General features: G+C 69.0%; 12 protein-coding genes and 2 pseudogenes. 9 read left to right on the forward strand and 5 right to left on the reverse strand.

Going from position 1 to position 17,922, the window contains the following annotated elements; genetic code table 11:
* Window positions 1–7 precede the first annotated feature (7 nt).
* Window positions 8–1,789 (reverse strand): sulfatase, encoded by a 1,782-nt coding sequence (locus AB0D53_RS39065; RefSeq protein ID WP_362454120.1) that lies wholly within the window; start codon window positions 1,787–1,789, stop codon window positions 8–10.
* A gap of 167 nt (window positions 1,790–1,956) precedes the next feature.
* On the opposite strand from AB0D53_RS39065, the gene AB0D53_RS39070 reads away from it, so the two are divergent.
* From AB0D53_RS39070 to AB0D53_RS39095, 6 genes are all read left to right on the forward strand, one after another.
* On the forward strand, window positions 1,957–2,928 hold the full coding sequence (locus AB0D53_RS39070) for a formylglycine-generating enzyme family protein (protein WP_362454121.1): 972 nt from the start codon (window positions 1,957–1,959) through the stop codon (window positions 2,926–2,928).
* A 72-nt stretch (window positions 2,929–3,000) separates the two neighbouring features.
* Window positions 3,001–3,582 (forward strand): PadR family transcriptional regulator, encoded by a 582-nt coding sequence (locus AB0D53_RS39075; RefSeq protein WP_362454122.1) that lies wholly within the window; start codon window positions 3,001–3,003, stop codon window positions 3,580–3,582.
* 172 nt (window positions 3,583–3,754) lie between these two features.
* On the forward strand, window positions 3,755–5,368 hold the full coding sequence (locus tag AB0D53_RS39080; protein WP_362454123.1) for a sulfatase: 1,614 nt from the start codon (window positions 3,755–3,757) through the stop codon (window positions 5,366–5,368).
* 53 nt (window positions 5,369–5,421) lie between these two features.
* The gene (locus AB0D53_RS39085; RefSeq protein ID WP_362454124.1) at window positions 5,422–6,768 is read left to right on the forward strand and encodes an MFS transporter; all 1,347 of its coding nucleotides are present in this window, start codon (window positions 5,422–5,424) and stop codon (window positions 6,766–6,768) included.
* Window positions 6,769–6,779: 11 nt separating this feature from the next.
* Complete coding sequence (locus AB0D53_RS39090; protein WP_362454125.1) at window positions 6,780–8,213, forward strand: sulfatase-like hydrolase/transferase; 1,434 nt, start codon at window positions 6,780–6,782, stop codon at window positions 8,211–8,213.
* Between the two features lie 637 nt (window positions 8,214–8,850).
* Window positions 8,851–9,405, forward strand: coding sequence for an NUDIX domain-containing protein (locus AB0D53_RS39095; protein WP_362454126.1), 555 nt, complete (start codon window positions 8,851–8,853; stop codon window positions 9,403–9,405).
* Between the two features lie 132 nt (window positions 9,406–9,537).
* Here AB0D53_RS39095 and AB0D53_RS39100 read toward each other — a convergent pair whose 3' ends face one another.
* On the reverse strand, window positions 9,538–9,903 hold the full coding sequence (locus AB0D53_RS39100; RefSeq protein WP_362454127.1) for a hypothetical protein: 366 nt from the start codon (window positions 9,901–9,903) through the stop codon (window positions 9,538–9,540).
* Between the two features lie 35 nt (window positions 9,904–9,938).
* Complete coding sequence (locus AB0D53_RS39105; protein ID WP_362454145.1) at window positions 9,939–10,772, reverse strand: NAD(P)H-binding protein; 834 nt, start codon at window positions 10,770–10,772, stop codon at window positions 9,939–9,941.
* A gap of 660 nt (window positions 10,773–11,432) precedes the next feature.
* Here AB0D53_RS39105 and AB0D53_RS39110 point away from each other — a divergent pair.
* Entirely contained in the window at window positions 11,433–12,185 is a 753-nt protein-coding gene (locus tag AB0D53_RS39110) for a GNAT family N-acetyltransferase (protein ID WP_362454128.1), read from the forward strand.
* A gap of 121 nt (window positions 12,186–12,306) precedes the next feature.
* A pseudogene (locus AB0D53_RS39115) lies at window positions 12,307–12,939 on the forward strand (leucine zipper domain-containing protein); the annotation flags it as partial.
* On the opposite strand, the gene AB0D53_RS39120 reads toward AB0D53_RS39115, so the two are convergent.
* A complete protein-coding gene (locus tag AB0D53_RS39120; protein ID WP_362454129.1) occupies window positions 12,932–14,887 on the reverse strand; it encodes a M48 family metalloprotease in 1,956 nt (651 codons plus the stop codon). The pseudogene AB0D53_RS39115 and the gene AB0D53_RS39120 overlap by 8 nt on opposite strands.
* Before the next feature lie 261 nt (window positions 14,888–15,148).
* Between AB0D53_RS39120 and AB0D53_RS39125 the strand changes: the two are divergent.
* A pseudogene (locus AB0D53_RS39125) lies at window positions 15,149–15,262 on the forward strand (site-specific integrase); the annotation flags it as partial.
* 890 nt (window positions 15,263–16,152) lie between these two features.
* On the opposite strand, the gene AB0D53_RS39130 reads toward AB0D53_RS39125, so the two are convergent.
* Window positions 16,153–17,409 (reverse strand): Na/Pi symporter, encoded by a 1,257-nt coding sequence (locus AB0D53_RS39130; RefSeq protein ID WP_362454130.1) that lies wholly within the window; start codon window positions 17,407–17,409, stop codon window positions 16,153–16,155.
* Between the last annotated feature and the right edge of the window lie 513 nt (window positions 17,410–17,922).

A 17,922-nucleotide genomic window follows, 5' to 3' on the forward strand; every position in this document is an offset into this window, starting at 1 on the left:
GGTTGTCTCAGGAACGCGGGCCGGCAGTGGCGAGCTCGTCGGCGACGGTGCGCAGCAGATCGTTCGGCAGCATGCCGATGGCGACGGCTGCGATCTGCAGGAGGGACAGGTCGGCGGCGGCGTGCACGAACGGGCTGTCGAGCAGTGTGGCGAAGTGCCGGCGCAGGACGGCTTCGGCCCCGGGGTGGGACAGCAGTTCGCGCAGCGGTACGTGGACGCTGCACGGGCCGTCGGGAAAGTCCTCGGCGCGGGGCGGCGGCTCGCAGGCGGCCTCGGCCTGCGGTTGCTGGGTGCGGGCCAGCAGGTGCTCGGCAGTCACGGGACCGGCGGGGGGCAGCCCGAGCCGCTCGTACTGTCCGGGTGGGGCGTCGGCCAGGCGCAGTTGCTCGGTCAGCAGTCCTGCCATGCGCAGTTCGAGGTCGTCGTCGACGAGCGGGTGTTGCTGGTCCGGATCCGTTTCGAGGTCGAAGAGGAGGGTGCCGAAGGCGTACGGGTTGGACATGGTGTGGCCGGGCACCTTGAGCAGTGGCACCTCCTTGGTGAACGAGAACGGTGCGACCAGCGCGGCGTCCTTGAGTTCGGCTGGGCTGAACCGGCCGCGCATGTGCGTGGGCATCACGGTGTGCTCGTGCAGGGGTCGGTTCGACCGGTCGGCGCAGGCCCGCATGTAGACGTACCGGCCGTCGGTCACGCTCACATGGCCGCCGAACGCGCCGAAAAGGCCTGCCTCGCGCACCGGGGTGTCGTCGGCGACCGTCTGCCGCAACGGGCGGCCCTGCATGTCCGGGGTCGGCTCGATGCCGAAGTACTCCAGGAGTGTGGGGCCTAGGTCGATGGTCTGCACGAGCGACGAGCGCCGCTCACCCCGGATCCGGCTGCGGGGGTCCCAGACGAAGAGCGGGGCGTGGATGGTCTCGTCGTACCAGGGCTGGACGCCTTTGCCCCACCATCCGTGCTCGCCGAGCAGCAGTCCGTGGTCGGTGCACACGATCAGCATCGTGTCGTCCCACAGAGCGAGTTCGTCCATGGCGTCGAGCACACGCCCCAGGGAGGCGTCGCACATGGTCAGCAGCGCCGCGTACTCGTGGCGTGCGTGGGTGATCTCGTCGTCCGACTCGGTGGTGCGCTGGTAGTCGGGCCAGTCGAAATGCGGGCCGGAATAGGCGTGCGGGTAGTGCTGCTTGTGGCGGGCGTAGCTGAAGAAGGGCTCGTGCGGGTCGAAGGTCTCGATCTGCAGGAACCAGCCGTCCTCGGAGCGGTTGGTACGGAGGAACTCCAGGCCGGCATCGAAGGTGCGGGTCTGCGGGTGGTCCGCCTCGTCGGCCAGGTACTGCCGGTTGATCCAGTCCTGGCGCCAGGTCTCGCCGCGCCGGGCGCGCCGGGCTTGCGGGATCTCGGGGTCGGCGACATGGCCCTTCCACGCGTCGCCCTCCTGGCCGCGGAAGAACTCGAAGGTGCGGTAGCGGCCGTGGTAGGTGGCGCCGCCGTCCTCCCAGTAGTGCTGGTGGTCGGTGACCAGGTGGGTGTACATGCCGTGTTCGGTGAGCAGCTGCGGCATGGAGTCGTCGAACGGTTCCAGGGGGCCCCAGCCGCGGTGAAGGAAGTTGTGGCGGCCGGTGTGCAGCTCCCGCCGCGCCGGCATGCAGGGCATCGAGCCCGCGTAGCAGGTGTCGAAGGTCGCCGTCCGCTCCGCGAGGCGGGTGAAGTTCGGGGCGCGTGTACCTTCCGCGCCGTAGGGCGGGAGGAAGCGGCGGTTGAGCGTGTCGAACATGACCATGATGGCCTTCATGGGGGCCCCTCGTGCTCGGTCTGTCGGTGGAGACCTATGTACGTTAGAACATAAGAATGGGATTGCAACAGTCTTCGGGGGAGGACCTGGAATCCGATCGTCCGACCCAAGGCCGGACTGTTGAAGCCCGCCGCACCGAGGACATCCGCCGAGAAGGAGCCACCGTCATGACCGACCCCACCACGCCTCCACGCTGCTGCATGCCCGGGTCCGCCCGGTCCGCCCCGGCCTCCAACGGGCTCGCGGCGCCAAAGCCGCGAGCGATCGCGCCCGGGGCCGGGACGGAGGGGATGGTACTGCTGCCCGGCGGCGAGTTCCTGATGGGCACCGAGGACGCCGAGGGATTCCCGGACGACGGGGAGGGTCCGGTGCGCGCCGTCCGGCTCGCACCGTTCCGTATCGACGCCTGCGCGGTGACCAACGAGCGGTTCGCGGCGTTCGCCGCCGACACCGGCTACCGCACCGACGCCGAGCGCCTGGGCTGGTCGTACGTGTTCGCCGGGTTCCTGCCGGCAGGACTGCGGCGTGGCGCCCCCAGGCCGGAGCGGACCCCCTGGTGGTGCGGCGTCGACGGCGCTTCCTGGGACCGGCCCGAGGGACCCGGCAGTACCGTCGTCGACCGGGGCGACCACCCGGTGGTCCACATGTCCTGGAACGACGCCGCCGCCTACGCGCACTGGGCCGGCAAGCGACTGCCGACCGAGGCCGAATGGGAGTACGCGGCGCGCGGAGGAATGGAGCAGAAGCGCTACCCCTGGGGCGACGAGCTGGATCCGCAGGGTACGTACCGCTGCAACATCTGGCGCGGCACCTTCCCGTCGAAGAACAACGGCGCCGACGGCTACCGGGGCACCGCCCCCGTCGACGCCTTCGAGCCGAACGGCCTCGGCCTGTTCAACATGTCGGGAAACGTGTGGGAGTGGTGCGCCGACTGGTGGACCACCGACCACGGCGCACGGGCCGGGCGCCCGCTGGTGAACCCCCGGGGCCCCGCCACCGGCACCGACAAAGTCATCCGCGGCGGCTCCCACATGTGCCACCGCTCCTACTGCAACCGCTACCGTGTCGCCGCCCGCACCGCCAACAGCCCGGACAGCTCCAGCGGTCACGCGGGTTTCCGTTGCGTTGCTGCCGCGTGAAGACTCTTGACACTGCCCGGTTGACCGGGCAAGTCTGAACCCCATCAGTTCTCAGGAACATAGGTACCTTTCATGCACCTCGACTATGTGATTCTGGGGGCGCTGGCCTTGCGCCGGCTCTCCGGCTACGACCTGCGGGGATGGATGGACCGGTCCGGCCGTTACCTCGGCTACGGCGTCCAGCTCCCGCAGATCTACCGCCGGCTGTCGAAGCTGGTGGAGCGCGGCTGGGTCGACTTCGAGGTCGATCCACGCGAAGGACGCCCTGACGCGAAGGTCTACCGCCTCACCGAGGAAGGGCGCGCCGCGCTATTGGAGTGGGCCCGCTCACCGTTCGAACCGTCGCCGCGGCCCATGGACCCCGACTTCAAGCTGCGGTTCATCTTCGGCGGCCAGCTCGGTCCGGAGATCGCGCTCGACATCGTACGGACCGAGCTGGAGTACCGGCTCCAGCACGACGTCACTGCCGCCACACCGCCGTTCCCCGCGGAGTACGAGGCACAGATCCCCGAACTCGACCCGGCCTGGGCGCGTGAGGTCCATGTCATGGCCCATGAGCACGGTTACGCCTTCAGCGCCTCCTACATCGCCTGGCTCCAGCTCACCGCGGCCCGCCTGGAACGGGCCGTCGAAGGGCGCCCGGACGCCGAGTGACCCCACCCGGTCCCGGGCGCCAAGCGATCCCACCCGGGCGCCCGTGCCGCCACTGCCGGGTGAACGCCCCTGACTCCGCCGCCCGCACCCGCGGGCTCCCCTCGGTGAGCCCGCGGTCGGCCGTACCCGAAAACACCCGTGCTCCCCCTGCACGTCCACCTGGAGTCCCGCCATGCGCATCATCTACGTCGACGTGGACACACTCCGCGCCGACCACACCACCCCGTACGGCTATCACCGCCCCACCACCCCGAACCTGCAGAAGCTGGCCGACAAGTCCGTCGTCTTCGAGCGCTACTACTGCTCCGACTCGCCCTGCCTGCCCTCCCGTACCGCCCTGACGAGCGGCCAGTTCGGCATCACCAACGGCGTGGTCGGCCACTTCGGGCCCGCCGCCCAGTTCCGCCTCGATGCCGGCCACGGCCCCGAACCCGACCGGCCGCTGCTGGGCCAGCGGCTCGGCTGGGGCGGCTACTACACCGCAGCCGTCTCCGTCTTCGCCGAACGCCATCGCGCCTACTTCTTCCACGGCAACTTCCGCGAGTCGATCCGCGCGACCGACCGGTTCGGCGACGAGGAGGCCCCGGACGTCAACCGTGCTGCGATCGACTGGATCCGCCGCCACGCCGACGAAGACGACTGGTACCTCCACCTCACCTACTGGGACCCGCACACCGACTACACCCAGCCCGCCGAGTGGACCGAACGGATGGCCGCCTCGGGACCCGTGCAGGAGTGGCCCGACGCGGAGACCATCGCCCGCCACGGAGCCGAGACCTACGGCCCTCGCAGCGCGCTCGACCTGCACTACTCGCTGCGCGGGCCCGCCGGTTCGCCCGTGCCGCACAACATGCCCGACGCGATCCGCTCCCGCGCGGACTTCGAGCACCTGATCAACGGCTACGACGGGGCGGTCGCCTACTGGGACCATCATTTCGGCCGGCTCCTCGCCGCACTGGAGGAACTGGGCATCGCAGAGGACACCGCCGTCATCGTCAGCGCCGACCACGGCGAGTCCTTCGGCGAGCAGGGCTCGTACGCGGAGCACGGCCTCGCCAACGAGCCCACCCACCGGCTGCCACTGGTCGTGTACTGGCCCGGCGTCACCAACCGGCTGTCCGACACGGCCCGCCGCAACGACGCCCTCCTCTACAACATCGACCTCGCGCCCACCCTCTGCGACCTGCTCGGTATGGACATACCGGCGGGGTGGCAGGGCGAGTCGTTCGCGGCGGCCGTCCACGGCGAGACCATCGAGTCCCGCGACCACCTCGTCCTGGGCCACGGCGCCCACACCTACCAGCGCGCGGTCCGCACCCGTGACCACCTCTACATCCGCACCTACCACCCCGGCGCGTTCCGAGCCGAGTGGGAACAGCTCTTCCACGTCACGGAAGACCCCTACCTGACACGGGACCTGATGGCAGAGGAGCCGGACCTCGCGGCGCGGATGCGGGCACACCTCGCCGATTGGTGGCACGCCTACGCCGGCCGCCCCGGCTCCCTGCCCGACCCCATGCAGGTCACCCTTCAGACCGGCCCGACCTACTACACCGACCCCGTCCGCTACGCCCGCCATCTGCGCGACACCGGGCGCGAGCACCTCGCCGAGGATCTCGAAGCCCGCCTCACGACCCTGAACGTGCCCGTCTCCTGGCACGCCCCGGACCGCCCCCGGACCGCCGGTCTCCTCCAACGGTGGGCGCACCTGTTGCAGACCCGCGACCAGACCCACGTCCGGACCGCAGAACAGGCCCACACGCAGACCACCGACCAGGTCGGCTGACCCCTCCACCCGGAATCCCGGACCTCGCCCGGCACCGACAAAGGAGTCACACGATGCCGACCGAAGCAGACTCGCTCTCTCCTTCTCCCTCGATCCCGGCCGACACGGACCGCCCGGCACCCGGCCGCTGGCGGCAAGTTTCCCTGTTGGGCGGCCTGTTGAGCGTGGACAACGGCGAATCGAGCGTTGTCTCGGTGCTTTTCCCCGCCCTGCGGACCGCCCTCGGCCTGCCCCTGGCCGCGCTCGGCGCCCTCACCTCCGTCAGCAAGCTCGTGGCCGTGTTCCTCGGCCCCCTATGGGTCCTGGTGGCCCAGCGCTACCCCCGCAAGACGGTCCTCGCCGTGTGCAGCGGCCTGTGGGGCGTCTGGACCATGGCCTGTGGACTCGCCCAGAACTACGTCCAGTTGCTGCTCCTCTTCACCATCGCCGCAGCCGGTGTCGCGGGCGGCGGTCCGCTGGCCAACGGCCTGCTCGCCGACCTCTTCGACGACGGCACACGCGGCCGGGCCTCCTCCTACCTCTACGGCCTGGCGGCGATCGGCGTGGGTGTGTCCGGCCCCCTGCTCGGCCAACTCGCGGACACCGAGGACGGCTGGCGCTACGGCTTCTTCGCCGCGGGCGCCCTGCAGGTCGTCGCAGGCACCCTGGTCCTGCTCTTCCTGCGGGACCCCGGCGTCGGCGCCGCCGAACCCCAGCTCGGCGCCAACACTCACCCGTCGGTACGCGAGCGCGACCTGACCTGGGCGCGGATCCGGGAACTGCTGCGCAACCGCACGCTACTCGTCATCTGCGGCCAGCGCCTGTTCACCGGCCAGTTCGTGCTATTGGCCTTCGGTGTGACGTTCCTGGTGGAGGAGAGGGGTTTCAGCAACGCCGCAGCCTCCACCATCACTCTCCCGGTCGCCGTCGCATACATCGCGGGAACCCTGCTCGGCGGCGTCGTCACCGACCGGCTGCACCGGCGCAACCCGCGCACCGGACGCATCCGGGTGATGCAGTGCGTGCTCTTCGCGTACGTCGCCATGGCGGCAGTCACCACCCAGATCGCGTGGTCGTCACCAGCCGTCTACTTCCTCCTGTTCGCGCTCGTCGCCGCTGTGCAGAGCGCCCTGCCCGGCATCAACAGGCCACTGATGATGGCGGCCGTCCTGCCGGAACTGCGCAGTGCCGCCTTCGCCCTGATGCTCTCGGTCGAGGCCGCCGGCTGGGCCGTCACCACACTCTGCGTGGGCTTCATCGGTGACGCCTTCGGCCTCCGGACCGCCTTCCTCTGGTTCGTCGTCGTACTGACTTCGATCGGCGCCCTTCTGATCACCCTGCTCTACCGCACCTACCCGCGCGACGCCGCCGCGGTCCAGGCGGCACTCGACCGCCGCTCGGCGACGGCCGCGACCCTGTGAAAGGACCCACCATGACCTCCCACCCCAATTTCGTGGTTTTCATGCCCGACCAGCTGCGTGCCGATGCCATCGAGCACATCGACACCCCGCACATCGACGCGCTCGCTGCCCACGGCACCCGCTTCACCAACGCCTTCGTCCAGCACCCGGTGTGCTCCCCCAGCCGCGCATCGATCCTCACCGGCTGGTACCCGCACACCGCCGGTCACCGGTCCCTGACCAACCTCCTCAAGGAGCACGAGCCGAACCTGCTCCGGCTCCTCAAAGAGGCCGGCTACCACGTCACCTGGGCGGGCGCCCGGGGCGACACCTTCGCACCCGGCGTCACCGAGCAGAGCGTCCACGAATACGGCTTCTCCATCCCGCCGACCGTCGGATACAAGGGGGACTACCCGGACGGCGTCTGGTCCCGGCTGTTCTACCGGGGGCAGGTGCCCGACGACGGCCGGATCGACCCGGACGAGGCCGCTGTACGCACCGCCGAACAGTGGCTCGCGCATCCTCCCGAGCGCCCCTGGGTGCTGTTCGTGCCGCTTGTGGCCCCGCACTGCCCGTTCCAGGTCGAGGAGCCCTGGTTCTCCCGGTTCGACCGGGCAACGGTGCCCGCCCCCTCCGCTCCCGGCGACCCCTCCGGCGAACCCCGCTTCATGCAGGCGATCCGCGACCGCTACGGCATCGGCGAGGTCACCCCGGAACAGTGGCGCGAGGTGGTGGCCACGTATTACGGCATGATCGCCCGCCTCGACGACCAGCTCGGCCGGGTGACGCGGGCGGTCGAGGCGGCGGGCGCGGCCGACGACACCGTGACCCTCTTCTTCACCGACCACGGCGAATACCTCGGCGACTACGGCCTGATCGAGAAGTGGCCCTCTGCGATGCACGACTGCATCACCCGCGACCCGCTGATCATCAGCGGCCCGGGATTCACCGGCGGCCAGGTCAGCGACGCGATGGTGGAGATGATCGACGTCCTGCCGACCGTCCTGGAACTGGCCGGAATCGAGGCCCCCCACCGCCACTTCGGCCGCAGCCTCACCCCGCTGCTGCGCGACCCGGACACCGCGCACCGCACGTACGCCTTCACCGAAGGCGGCTTCACGGTGGAGGAGGAACCGCAGATGGAACGCCCCGGCTTCCCCTACGACCTGAAGGGGGCCCTCCAGCACGAACAGCCCGAGCTGGTCGGCAAGGCGGTCGCGGTACGGGACAGGGACTGGACGTACGTATGGCGGCTCTACGAGCAGCCCGAGCTGTACGACCGCACGAACGACCCGCGCGAGCGGACCAACCTCGCAGGCAACCCCGCCTACGCGGACATCGAGCGGCGCCTGCACGACGCAGTGCTCCGCTGGCTGGTGGAAACCACCGACATCATCCCCTCCGAACCCGACCCCCGCCTCCCCCAGGTGGCCCTGCCGGCACCAGGCACGGCCCGGCCCCACTGATCCACCTCGGGGCGATCCGGGAGCCCATTCCTGGGGAGTGCCCGCACATCAACTGCCGGCTGGCGTGCCTTGCGGATGGAACATACTGACCGGAATGTGTGGAAAAATGCAAGTAGTCCGGCCGTCCTTTCCAGGGCGGCCGCCCTGCTCGTCGGCGCAAGTGCTGTGGCACCGCCTTGGAATCGGTGAACTCGTACGTTGAGGTCCCCGTAGGCAAGTCGGTCGAGCAGATCCAGCCCGGCTTGATCATCCCTACCGGCAAGCGCAGGAGACGCAACCCGACGATGGCAAGCGTCTACCGGCTGCGGGGCGGGGGGCCTCCATGCCCGGGCGGATCCATCCGCGGGTTGTCCGCCGCGAACGCGGCGAATCCGGGGTCGGCTCTCAACAGCTCCACGATCACGTCTCGGAGCCCTTCGCAGCTCGGACCTGAACGCCTGTCCCAGAGATCCGTCATGTCGTCGTCGTGCACTGTCACGTTGGCTGACCGGGTGGGATGCTCTTCGTGAACGAAGTCACTCCCGCGCACAGGCGCCCTCGGTCAAGGCCTGAGCCTGAGCACGAAAGGTGTCGTTGCACGACAACTGTGGTCATCCGCGTTCGGCCTCCTGGCGCAGGTTCTCCTGGGTCGGCCTCCATGAGGCTCCGAGAAGCGGCGTTGTCAGTGGACTCTGCCAGGGTGTGCGTCGTGGACGAACTGGTGGAGCGTGTCGACGACCAAGATCGTGTGCTGGGGATGGCGGTCAGCCGTCGACAGGCCATCCAGGAGGGTTGGCTGCACCGGGTCGCCGTGACGGTGTGTCGTGGTGAGCGTGGGCGGATCCTCGTTCACCGGCGGTCGGAGCAGCTGTCGCGCTTCCCCGGGCTCTACGAGGTCGTGGTCGGTGGCGCCGTGGATGTCGGTGAGTCCTATGAACAGGCCGCCGCGCGGGAGCTGGCCGAAGAGCTGGGCATTCGTGTACTGCCGCGCTTGCTGTTCACGTTCCTCAATCGCAGCGGCTTGAGCCCCCACTGGCTCGGCGTGCACGAAGCCGTGGTACCGGACACGGTGGCCGTCGATCCTGATGAGGTCGCCTGGCATGGCTGGCTGACCGAGCCGGAGCTGCAGTCGGCCCTGCTGGAGTGGCGTTTCACCCCCGACAGCCACGAAGCCTTCAGCCGGTATCTCGCGTTCCGGACCACGCAGTCCTGACCTGCCCGCCCCGCGGGCTGGGACGCCGCGACAACGTGCCTGCGAGAAGCACGGAACACGTCAACAACGATGCGAATTCGGCGACAGATATCGTGCTGAGTGCTTCAAGAAGAGCCGGGTCGGGATAGGAGGTCAACGACAACTTTCGTGCCCAGGCTCGCGGCCGCAGTTTCGCGCGCCCCTTCGCCAGGGCCGTCGGCGGAACCAGCCGCGGCCCCTCTCCTCCTCCGGGTCGTCGTCCGGCTCCGGCGGCGCGGCAGCCCGGAGACAGAAGGATTTGGCGGCGGCCTCCTCGCGGGCGACGTCGTCGACGTGACAGGTGCCGCGCCCGGACGGGTTCCCGGCCGACCATGCGCCGCCGCGCACGGTGGTCTCCGCCCAACGCTGATCGGTCAGCTTCTGCGCGCACCGTTTGCACACGGGGCGCCGCGCCTCCTGGTCACGGAAGAGGACGTCGCTGTCGGGGTTGTCGGCGTACTCCTGAAAGTAAGTGCGCACCTGAGTACGGATGGGCGTACTCGAGCCCGGGTGATTCATCGGAAGGCACTGGCGTTCTCTGAAGCCCACTGCTGGAACGGGCGGGCCGGCGTTCCAGTGATCTGTGAAACCGTGTCGCGCACCATCAGCAGCTCATCGTTCACGTCTCCACCCGTGACGTCGAGCACCGCGTCCGCGGCCTCGGTCCCGAAGACCGCGGCCATCTGCGCGCGAGCCTGCCGGCGGCTGATCTCGGCGAAGGGAACGTCCCGACCCAGTGCTGCTGCGATGGCCTCGACCTGTTGTCGGGCGGTCACCGCCTCTGGACCGGTCAAGGCATACGTGCGTCCCTGGTGGCCGGGTTCGGTCAGAGCCACCCGAGCCACCGACGCGATGTCCGCGGGGTGGATGGTCGGGAGCGCGGTCTCGGCGTACGGAGCACGGATGGTCTCGTGGCCACGGATGGAAGCCGCCCACATCAGAGCGTTCGAGGCGAACTGTGTCGGACGTAGGATCGTCCAGGCCATGCCGCTTGCCTTGAGCAGTTGCTCCACCGCCAGGTTCTCACGGGCGGGGCCGAGGTGCGGGTGGGTCTGGACGGTGATGGACGACACCAGCACCACGTGATCCGCACCCGCCTGCCGGGCGGCTTCGAGTATGCCGGCGTCTGAGCCCAGACGCGACACGAGAAACAACGAGCGCACCCCTTCCAATGCGGGCTTCAACGAAGCCGGTTCCACGAAGTCGCCTTGCACGGCCTCGACCCCGTCGGGGAAGACGGCCCGTGCGGCATCACGCGTGAGCCCTCTCAATGGCCCGACACCGTGTGCGTGCAACTCCTTCAGCAGGGCATTGCCAATGTTTCCGGTGGCTCCGGTCACGAGGATCACAGGCATGTTTCCCATCGTTAGGTGTCAAGTAGGCGGCACGCTAAGACCTCAATCACGCTTCAGGTCAAGGGGTCGGTCGGCAGTACGCGCACCGGGTGCCGCGCGGGACATCGGGTGCGGTACACCGGACGCGCGAGGGTGCCGGGTATCGTCGGATGGTGCGCACCACGGTGGCGTCCACTCGATGCCGTGCGCCGCCACTGGATGCAGAGCATCGTGGGTTCCGCTCGGTGGACAATGCCCGGCAGCGACGCGGCTCGCGGGAGGTGTGCCGCTTCCTAGCACGCTTGATGTCGCCAACCCCGGTGACAGGCTCGCGCTGGACGCAGCAGTGCGTGAGGTGGTCTGCTACCGCCCGCAGTTCCTGCCGGGGTGGGAGCACTCCGCCTCCCTGCCCGCAGACCTGACTCGGCTCGGCGAGTCTTGGCTCACACTTGCCCTCCGCCACCGCGACGGGAGGATCCGTCAGGAGGCAGCGCGCCAGTCGGTCCGATACCCGGGCACGGCCAGCCGCCGACCTCCTGTGACCGAGGGCCGGTGCACATGGGTCGGCAACCGTCGAGCCGCCGTATGAAACATCCTGAACTGTGGAAATTCAGTTGTGACACCGGATGCGGAACTGCAGAATGCCTGCGCTGAGGCACAAGTGATCTATCAAGGATGAAATTGACTGAGAACGACGAGCAGCGCCAGACCCTGACCAACGGGCAGGGTGTGCCGGTACTGACTTATCTGGAGGGTGTTCGGGAAGGGCACCCATGGGCAGACCTGGCCGAAGTGGTCGGCCCCTACCCCGTGGACACCATCATCGCCGGCATGTCCGGATGGGCGGTCTCGGGATCCGTGGAGCTCGGCGAGCAACTGCTGGGCCGTGGAGCCCGGGTGATGCGACATGCCCATGAAATGCGGAGAGACCTGGTCGCATGTCCGCCACCGGGCGACTGGTCATCACGAGTCCTGGGCAACGGACTTCGGGCAGTCCCTTGCAAGCTCGATGCCGATGCGGTGTTCCCGGCGTGGCGAGCCGCCTTTCATGCCGACCATCCCGACCATCACTCCGGCAGCGACGAAGAAGCGCTCAACGAGAGACTGGCGCCGATGCTGGCGGGATCCGTCCTCGGGCCGGTGCTTCCGTGCAGCGCCTTGGTGGTGGACGAGACGAACCGCGTGGTCGCCGGGGCGATCCTCACCGATCGCGACGGCCTGCCGTGGATCGCGGACGTGTTCCGCCGACCCGAAGCGCTCTACGCGGGCCTTGGCGCCAATCTGCTGCGTCGAGTGCTGAGCGATGCCGCGGCCGACGGGCTGGCCGATGTCTCGCTCGTCGTGAGCGATGCGAATCCGGCCCGCCGCGTTTACGAGAAGCTCGGTTTCCAACTGACCAGCACATCGCTGACTGTCGTAGTGCCCTAGGTGTTCTGTCCCGGGAGGTTGTGGACGGGGTGAGTGAGATCTCGGCTGAGGGATCTAGAACAGGTGAGGGCCTTCCGGGTTCGGTGTGGATTGCGACGTCTACACCGACCGAAAGGCCCTCGTGCCCCACCGTAATGCACCCCTGACCGAGACCGGCCGTCTGCGTGGTAGAGGACGGCCGGCCTCTGCGCCGGGCCGCCGAACACTTCCGGGTCTCCCCGACCATGGCCCAACGCTGGGCGTACCGATACCGTCTCCTCCGTGAGGCCGGCATGACCGACCGTTCGAGTCGCCCGCACCGCAGCCCGCGCCAGACCCCCGCACCGCAGCCCGCGCCAGACCCCCACCCGCACCGAGCGACGGATCACCAAGGTCGTTCTGCGGCGGTGGGGTCCGGCCCGCATCGCCCACCTGCTGCGACTGGCGCCCGCCACCGTCCACCGCGTCCTGACCCGCTACCGGCTTGCCCGCCTCACGTATCTGGACCGGTACACGGACCGGGTCCTCCGCCGCTACGAGCGAGACAGCCGTGGCGAACTGGCGCATGTCGACATCAAGAAACGCGGCAACATCCCCGACAGCGGCGGCCACAAAGCCCTCGGCCGGACAAGCAGGCCCCAAGAACGTCGGCTACAGCTACCTCCACACCGCCGTCCACAACCACTCCCGCCTCACCCACAGCGAGATCCTCACCGACGAGAAGAAGGAGACCGCCGGCGCGTCCTGGACCAGGGCCCAGGCGTTCTTCACCTCCTGAGGGATCGCCGTCGAACGCGTACTGACCGACAACGGCTCCGGCTACCGCTCACGCGACTGGCGCGACCTCTTCGTTCCCCATGCCCATTCCCCCAGTTGCCGCAGTTCCGTGTCGCCGCGCCAACGCTTCGGTCGAACTGCTGAGTCCCGGCGAAGCGAACCGCCCAGGCCGCGAGCGGTGTCAGCCACAGCAGCGCGACCGACACCAGGGTGAGCGGCCAGGTCGTGAACGAGGTCATCGGTGGCCACAGCGTGGATATCGCTGTGATGATGCCGTCCTGTTGTGCGACCTCGGCGGGGGCCGCCCCGTTCGTCAGCGACTCCCGCATCTCCAGCGCCGATTGAGGCAGGTCGTCGACGAACGTCACTCCGTACCCCTGCCACCAGGCGAACCAGGCGGAAAGGAGGACGCTCCCGACGAGAGCTCCTAGGATCAGCACGGGGCGGAGGGTGGTTCCCGGCCACGTTCTGGACCACAAACGGGCGCACTGGGTGGTCCACCAGCCGAAGAACGCGCCTGCGCAGACCGGTAGCAGCAGTGTCGGGGTAAAGGCGAAAAGCAGTGAGTCCAGCCCTGCCCGGTGCCCGGCCAGTTCGCCGGCGGCCATGCCTGTCCCGAGCCACAGCCCGGCCCGTGCCCCCGAGTGCGGTCGCCGCCCGGTGAAGACGGCGTCGACCGCCGCCCGCCACAGCGCAGTCCCGGCGACGCCTGCGACGAGCACCGCCGGCAGGGCCCATGCGCCGTTGCCAAGCCACCTGAGGTGGAACGCCGCACCGTACAGCGACAGTTGGAAGTCGAGAAGTGGGGCGAGGACACCGGTGAGGAACATCGGCAGGGCCCTGGCGGCGTAGAGCGGGGTGGGATCGGACAAAGACTCCTGCCGCAGCTCGTCCCGTGGGTGGGTGCGCCATGCCTCCCGGAAGGTCAGCAACGCGCGGCGAGATCGCCGGGACCCGCTGTCGGACGTAGCGAGGTGGGCCGCGCCGGCCCAGATGCGCGGGTCGGCCCCCCAGCGGACCGCAGCGAGGCCGGCGTACGTCTCCCGGGTGCGCAGGACATCCGCGCGCGAGAGATGGACCAGTACCGCGAGGATCGCCGGTGTGGCGAGCAGCTTCACCAGGACGATGGGGAAGTTGCCGCCGAGCCCTCGCATCACTTCGGGGTCCAAGGGCGCACGCACTCCGATGAAGAACAGCGCCGCCCATACTGTGAGGGTGAGGAGGACCGCGAGGTAGGGCAGCAGCACTAGGCCGAGGAACGCTCTCCACAAGGCCACGGTGAGGTAGGTGAGAGTGATGTCACCGTTGCGGATGTGGGCGTACTCGTGGAGGACCACGGCTCGGAAGCGTTCCGGGTCGGTGTGCCGGCGGACGAGGAGCCCGCCGTGCAGGCGGATGGTCGGCCGGCGGTTGCTGCCGAAGACCACCGCACTGCCTGACACCGCCGCAGGGTCGACGATCACGCGCGGCAGGCGGTCAAGTCCGGCCACCGTGGCGAGTTGACGCAGAACCGCGTGGATCTCCCCCTCGGGATCGACCGTCTCCAGCGGGACGACCCGGCTTCGTCGTGCCTTCCACGCGGGTATCACCCACATGAGTACGGCGGCCACTGCCACGACGAGGAGCGGCCACACCACGGACAGCCACGGGGAAGGGTCCGAGAGGGAGGAGACCTTGTCGATGCAGGTGCGATAGGCGCTGGTGTCCTCCTGGGGGACGGGACCACCGATCCGGCCGGGGTCTCCCCCCGCGGCAAGCTCGCATCCGCTGGGGCCCCCGATCGGTGTGCTGCCGGACGGGGTGTGTCCCGCGGCGAGGAGCAGGAGGCTCATCCAGGCGCTGCTCACCAGGATCAGCACCACGAGTACGGCGAAGCGCAGTGTGGTACCGGAGACCAGGACGTGCTCGTCCGGCCGCTCCGGTGCACGGCGTCCGGCGATGCTCATCCGGTTCCGGTATCCCGTGCTGAAGCTCTCCGGACGGCCCCGCGCACTGGTAACCAGCCTGTGCCAGCGTCCACTCGTGTCCCTCCTCCGGTCCGAGCCGACTCTGCCAGCAGCATCCAAGTCAGCGCCGGGGACCACTGCTCGCCAGGAGCGCTCCCCGATACGCGGGGGCGCGCACGCGGTGCCGGGCGGAGCGTTCAGCCAGTGCGGCCGTCTACTCGACCTCCGGTCAACTCCCCCGCCAGGCAAGGCGATCCGTCAGCCAGACGACGCGGCCGAAGGTGCGCCGCCGATCGCGCCGACTACGTGCTGAGGGCCGTGTTCTGGGACACCGGGACCGCCCGGCTGCCGCCCCGCCTGCTCAAGGGCCGCACCTGCGGAGCCGGGCACGGGTTGCTTTCCATCCGACGGACCGGGCGGAATCCGGCTGTGCACCTGGTCAATAGGGTGTGGAGGGGGGCGCTCCCCCGCGCCCTCGCCTTCCCCGTCGTCTCCGGCGTTGATCGCGTCGCCCACGTCCCGGCAGGTGCGTCGGCAACTTCTCCCGTCGTCCCGCGAGGCGGGCCCGTGCTCCAGGACCCTCCCGAATGCGGACGCACCGACACTCACGGACGGAAGGCTGGGGCATGCGGAAACTGATCTACAGCATGGACCTGCCCCTGGACGGCCACATTGCCGCGGCCGGCGACGGCACACGCCCACCGCGGCCGGTGCCGTGAAGGCCGCGGCGTCTCCGGACACGAAACCGCTCGCGGCGACTGAGGCGGTTGTGGCGTGATGCGTGGCCACCGAGGACTCCTTGCGCGAGCGCGACCAGGAGGTTGCTGAGGAACAGGTTCCGGATGCGCGAGAACCGTCCGCGAGCACCCCGCCCTCCGGGATGACGACGGTGGCCGGCACGGAGTTCGTGGCCAGGACGACACCGAGGGAGCCTGCTCCGCCGCCCGGCCCGGTCACAGCGTAGGCCAGCGCGAGCGGGGCCATCTCGGAGCCGGTCGTGGAGACGAGGTTGGCGAGCCGGAACCGCCGGCGGCGGCCGGTGCGGTTGCGTGCCCCCGCCCTCGGGCGTGGCGGTCCGTTCCGGCTCCTCGCCGGTCGCCGCCCACGGCATTTCGTGCCGGGGCGAGGGTGTAGCGATCGTCGGCCCGGCGGGCGGGAAGCGGTCCGGACCGGGTGGGGGCGCAGGCTGCTCGTCCGGGAGGGCGGGTCACCCTGAGGCACCGAGCTCTGACGTGTCCCGTCGGCGGACGCCGTGGACGCCGTGCTCAGACCACGCCCACCAGCACGATGACCAGGGCAGGCAGTGCGATGAAGACGGCGCCGAGGTAGACGGCAAGGACCCAGCGGTGTTTGGAAGCGATGAGTGCGAGGTTCTCGGCGCAGAACAGCGGCAGGGGGCGCAGCAGCGGAATCACGTAGATCCCGACGATCGCGAAGAGGTTGTAGACCAGATGCACGAAGGCTGCCTGCAGTCCGATCTTCGCGTCCTGCCCGACGCCCGCGAACGCCGCGAAGACCACTGTGAACGTGGTGCCGAGGTTGGAGCCGACGACGACGGGATACACCTGCGCCGGTGTGAGGATGCCTGTACCGGCAAAGGGGACCAGCACGGACGTGGTGATGGTCGAGGACTGGGTGACGACGGTCACCCCCATGCCTGACGCCATGGCCAGGTAGGGGTTGCGGCCGACGGCCTTGATCAGGACGTCGCGAGCCCTGCCGACCATCAGCAGTTTGAGCAGCTTTCCCAGGTAGCGGACGGCGACCAGGATCAGCGCGGCGCCGATCACGATGGTGAACAGCGGGCCGAGTGTGCTGCTGATGTGAGAGGTCACGTGGATCACCGCGTGTTCCACCGGCCCTGTGGCTGCCCGGATGAAGTTGAAGTGGGCCGGGTTCGGCAGCCAGTCGGTGCCGTACAGCGCATGGGTCAACGCCCCACTGATGTGCTGCAGCGGATGCCAGATCAGCTCGATGGGAAAGAAGATCAGCAGCGCGAGCCAGTTGTAGAAGTCGTGGACGGTCGAGGCGCCCAGCGCCCTGCGGAACTTCGCGCGGTCGCCGATGAAGGTGAGCGCGACCAGGCTCGTCGTCACGGTGGTGCCGACGTTCGCACCCAGAATGATAGGGATTGCACCCTGGATGGGCAGCACACCCGACCCCACGGCGGTGACTGCGATGGCCGTCGTCGTGGTCGACGACTGGATGAGGACCGTACCGAGAACGCCGACGCTCAGCCCGACCCACGGGTTTACGGCGAAGGCGAACATGGCGTGCGCAGCGTCGCTGCCCAGCCCCGCGAAACCGCGACTGATGATGCTCACGGCACAGATCAGCAGGTAGATCAGCCCGGCGACACCGAACCAGCCGAGGGCCTTGGCCCATGTGGGGAGTCGGATGTCTCCGGCGCCGTTCTCGGCAGTGGGCGGTGCGGGCGCCGATCCGCCGGAAGAGGTTCGCCCGGCGGCGTCTCCCTTGTGGTGGGTGTTGTCCGGCCCGCTGTCGGATGTGGCTTCCGCCATGGACCAAGGCTACGAGTTCCTGACGAGGGGCGCGCGTGGTTGAGCACCCGTACGTGTGCAACGGCGGCCGGTGCCGTCGACGGCCGCGGTTTCTCCCGGCCCGGCCGCCTGGTGCCCGTGGCCGGACTCGCCGGTCCGGGTCCCGGCAATAGCTGCGGCTTCTCTGTTCGCTGCCAGGTTCGATGCCAAGGTCGTGAGATTGTGCCGCGAGTTTTGAGACCCCACACAAGTGGTTCAGGTCTGGGACATGTCGACGATGCGGCGGTAGTGGCCCTGGAACGCGGTGGTGATCACGGCGGTTGGTCCGCTTCGCAGCGTTTGTACAGTACGTCCACTTCCCGATCCCTCCCTCAACGGACGAGTAGTACGCCGTTCCAGGAGTGCCAGGGTGAATCAGGAATTCTGACGCACGTGCTCTCAGCAACACTCCACGGTTCCCGTGGACGACCCCCAGCACCACGCTGACCTGCGAGTTCACCAAAATCACAGAGCAATCGGTTTCGACCGAAACGA

Origin of the sequence: Streptomyces sp. NPDC048295, from assembly GCF_040652135.1 — a bacterium.
In the GTDB taxonomy this organism is placed as follows: Bacteria; Actinomycetota; Actinomycetes; order Streptomycetales; family Streptomycetaceae; genus Streptomyces.

Excerpts from the sequence above, each read along its gene's own strand:
- AB0D53_RS39110 (WP_362454128.1), top strand. The coding sequence starts at position 11,433 with ATGAAATTGACTGAGAACGACGAGCAGCGCCAGACCCTGACCAACGGG.
- AB0D53_RS39080 (WP_362454123.1), top strand. The coding sequence starts at position 3,755 with ATGCGCATCATCTACGTCGACGTGGACACACTCCGCGCCGACCACACC.
- AB0D53_RS39130 (WP_362454130.1), bottom strand. The coding sequence starts at position 17,409 with ATGGCGGAAGCCACATCCGACAGCGGGCCGGACAACACCCACCACAAG.
- AB0D53_RS39095 (WP_362454126.1), top strand. The coding sequence starts at position 8,851 with ATGAGGCTCCGAGAAGCGGCGTTGTCAGTGGACTCTGCCAGGGTGTGC.
- AB0D53_RS39120 (WP_362454129.1), bottom strand. The coding sequence starts at position 14,887 with ATGAGCATCGCCGGACGCCGTGCACCGGAGCGGCCGGACGAGCACGTC.
- AB0D53_RS39070 (WP_362454121.1), top strand. The coding sequence starts at position 1,957 with ATGACCGACCCCACCACGCCTCCACGCTGCTGCATGCCCGGGTCCGCC.
- AB0D53_RS39065 (WP_362454120.1), bottom strand. The coding sequence starts at position 1,789 with ATGAAGGCCATCATGGTCATGTTCGACACGCTCAACCGCCGCTTCCTC.
- AB0D53_RS39085 (WP_362454124.1), top strand. The coding sequence starts at position 5,422 with ATGCCGACCGAAGCAGACTCGCTCTCTCCTTCTCCCTCGATCCCGGCC.
- AB0D53_RS39090 (WP_362454125.1), top strand. The coding sequence starts at position 6,780 with ATGACCTCCCACCCCAATTTCGTGGTTTTCATGCCCGACCAGCTGCGT.
- AB0D53_RS39075 (WP_362454122.1), top strand. The coding sequence starts at position 3,001 with ATGCACCTCGACTATGTGATTCTGGGGGCGCTGGCCTTGCGCCGGCTC.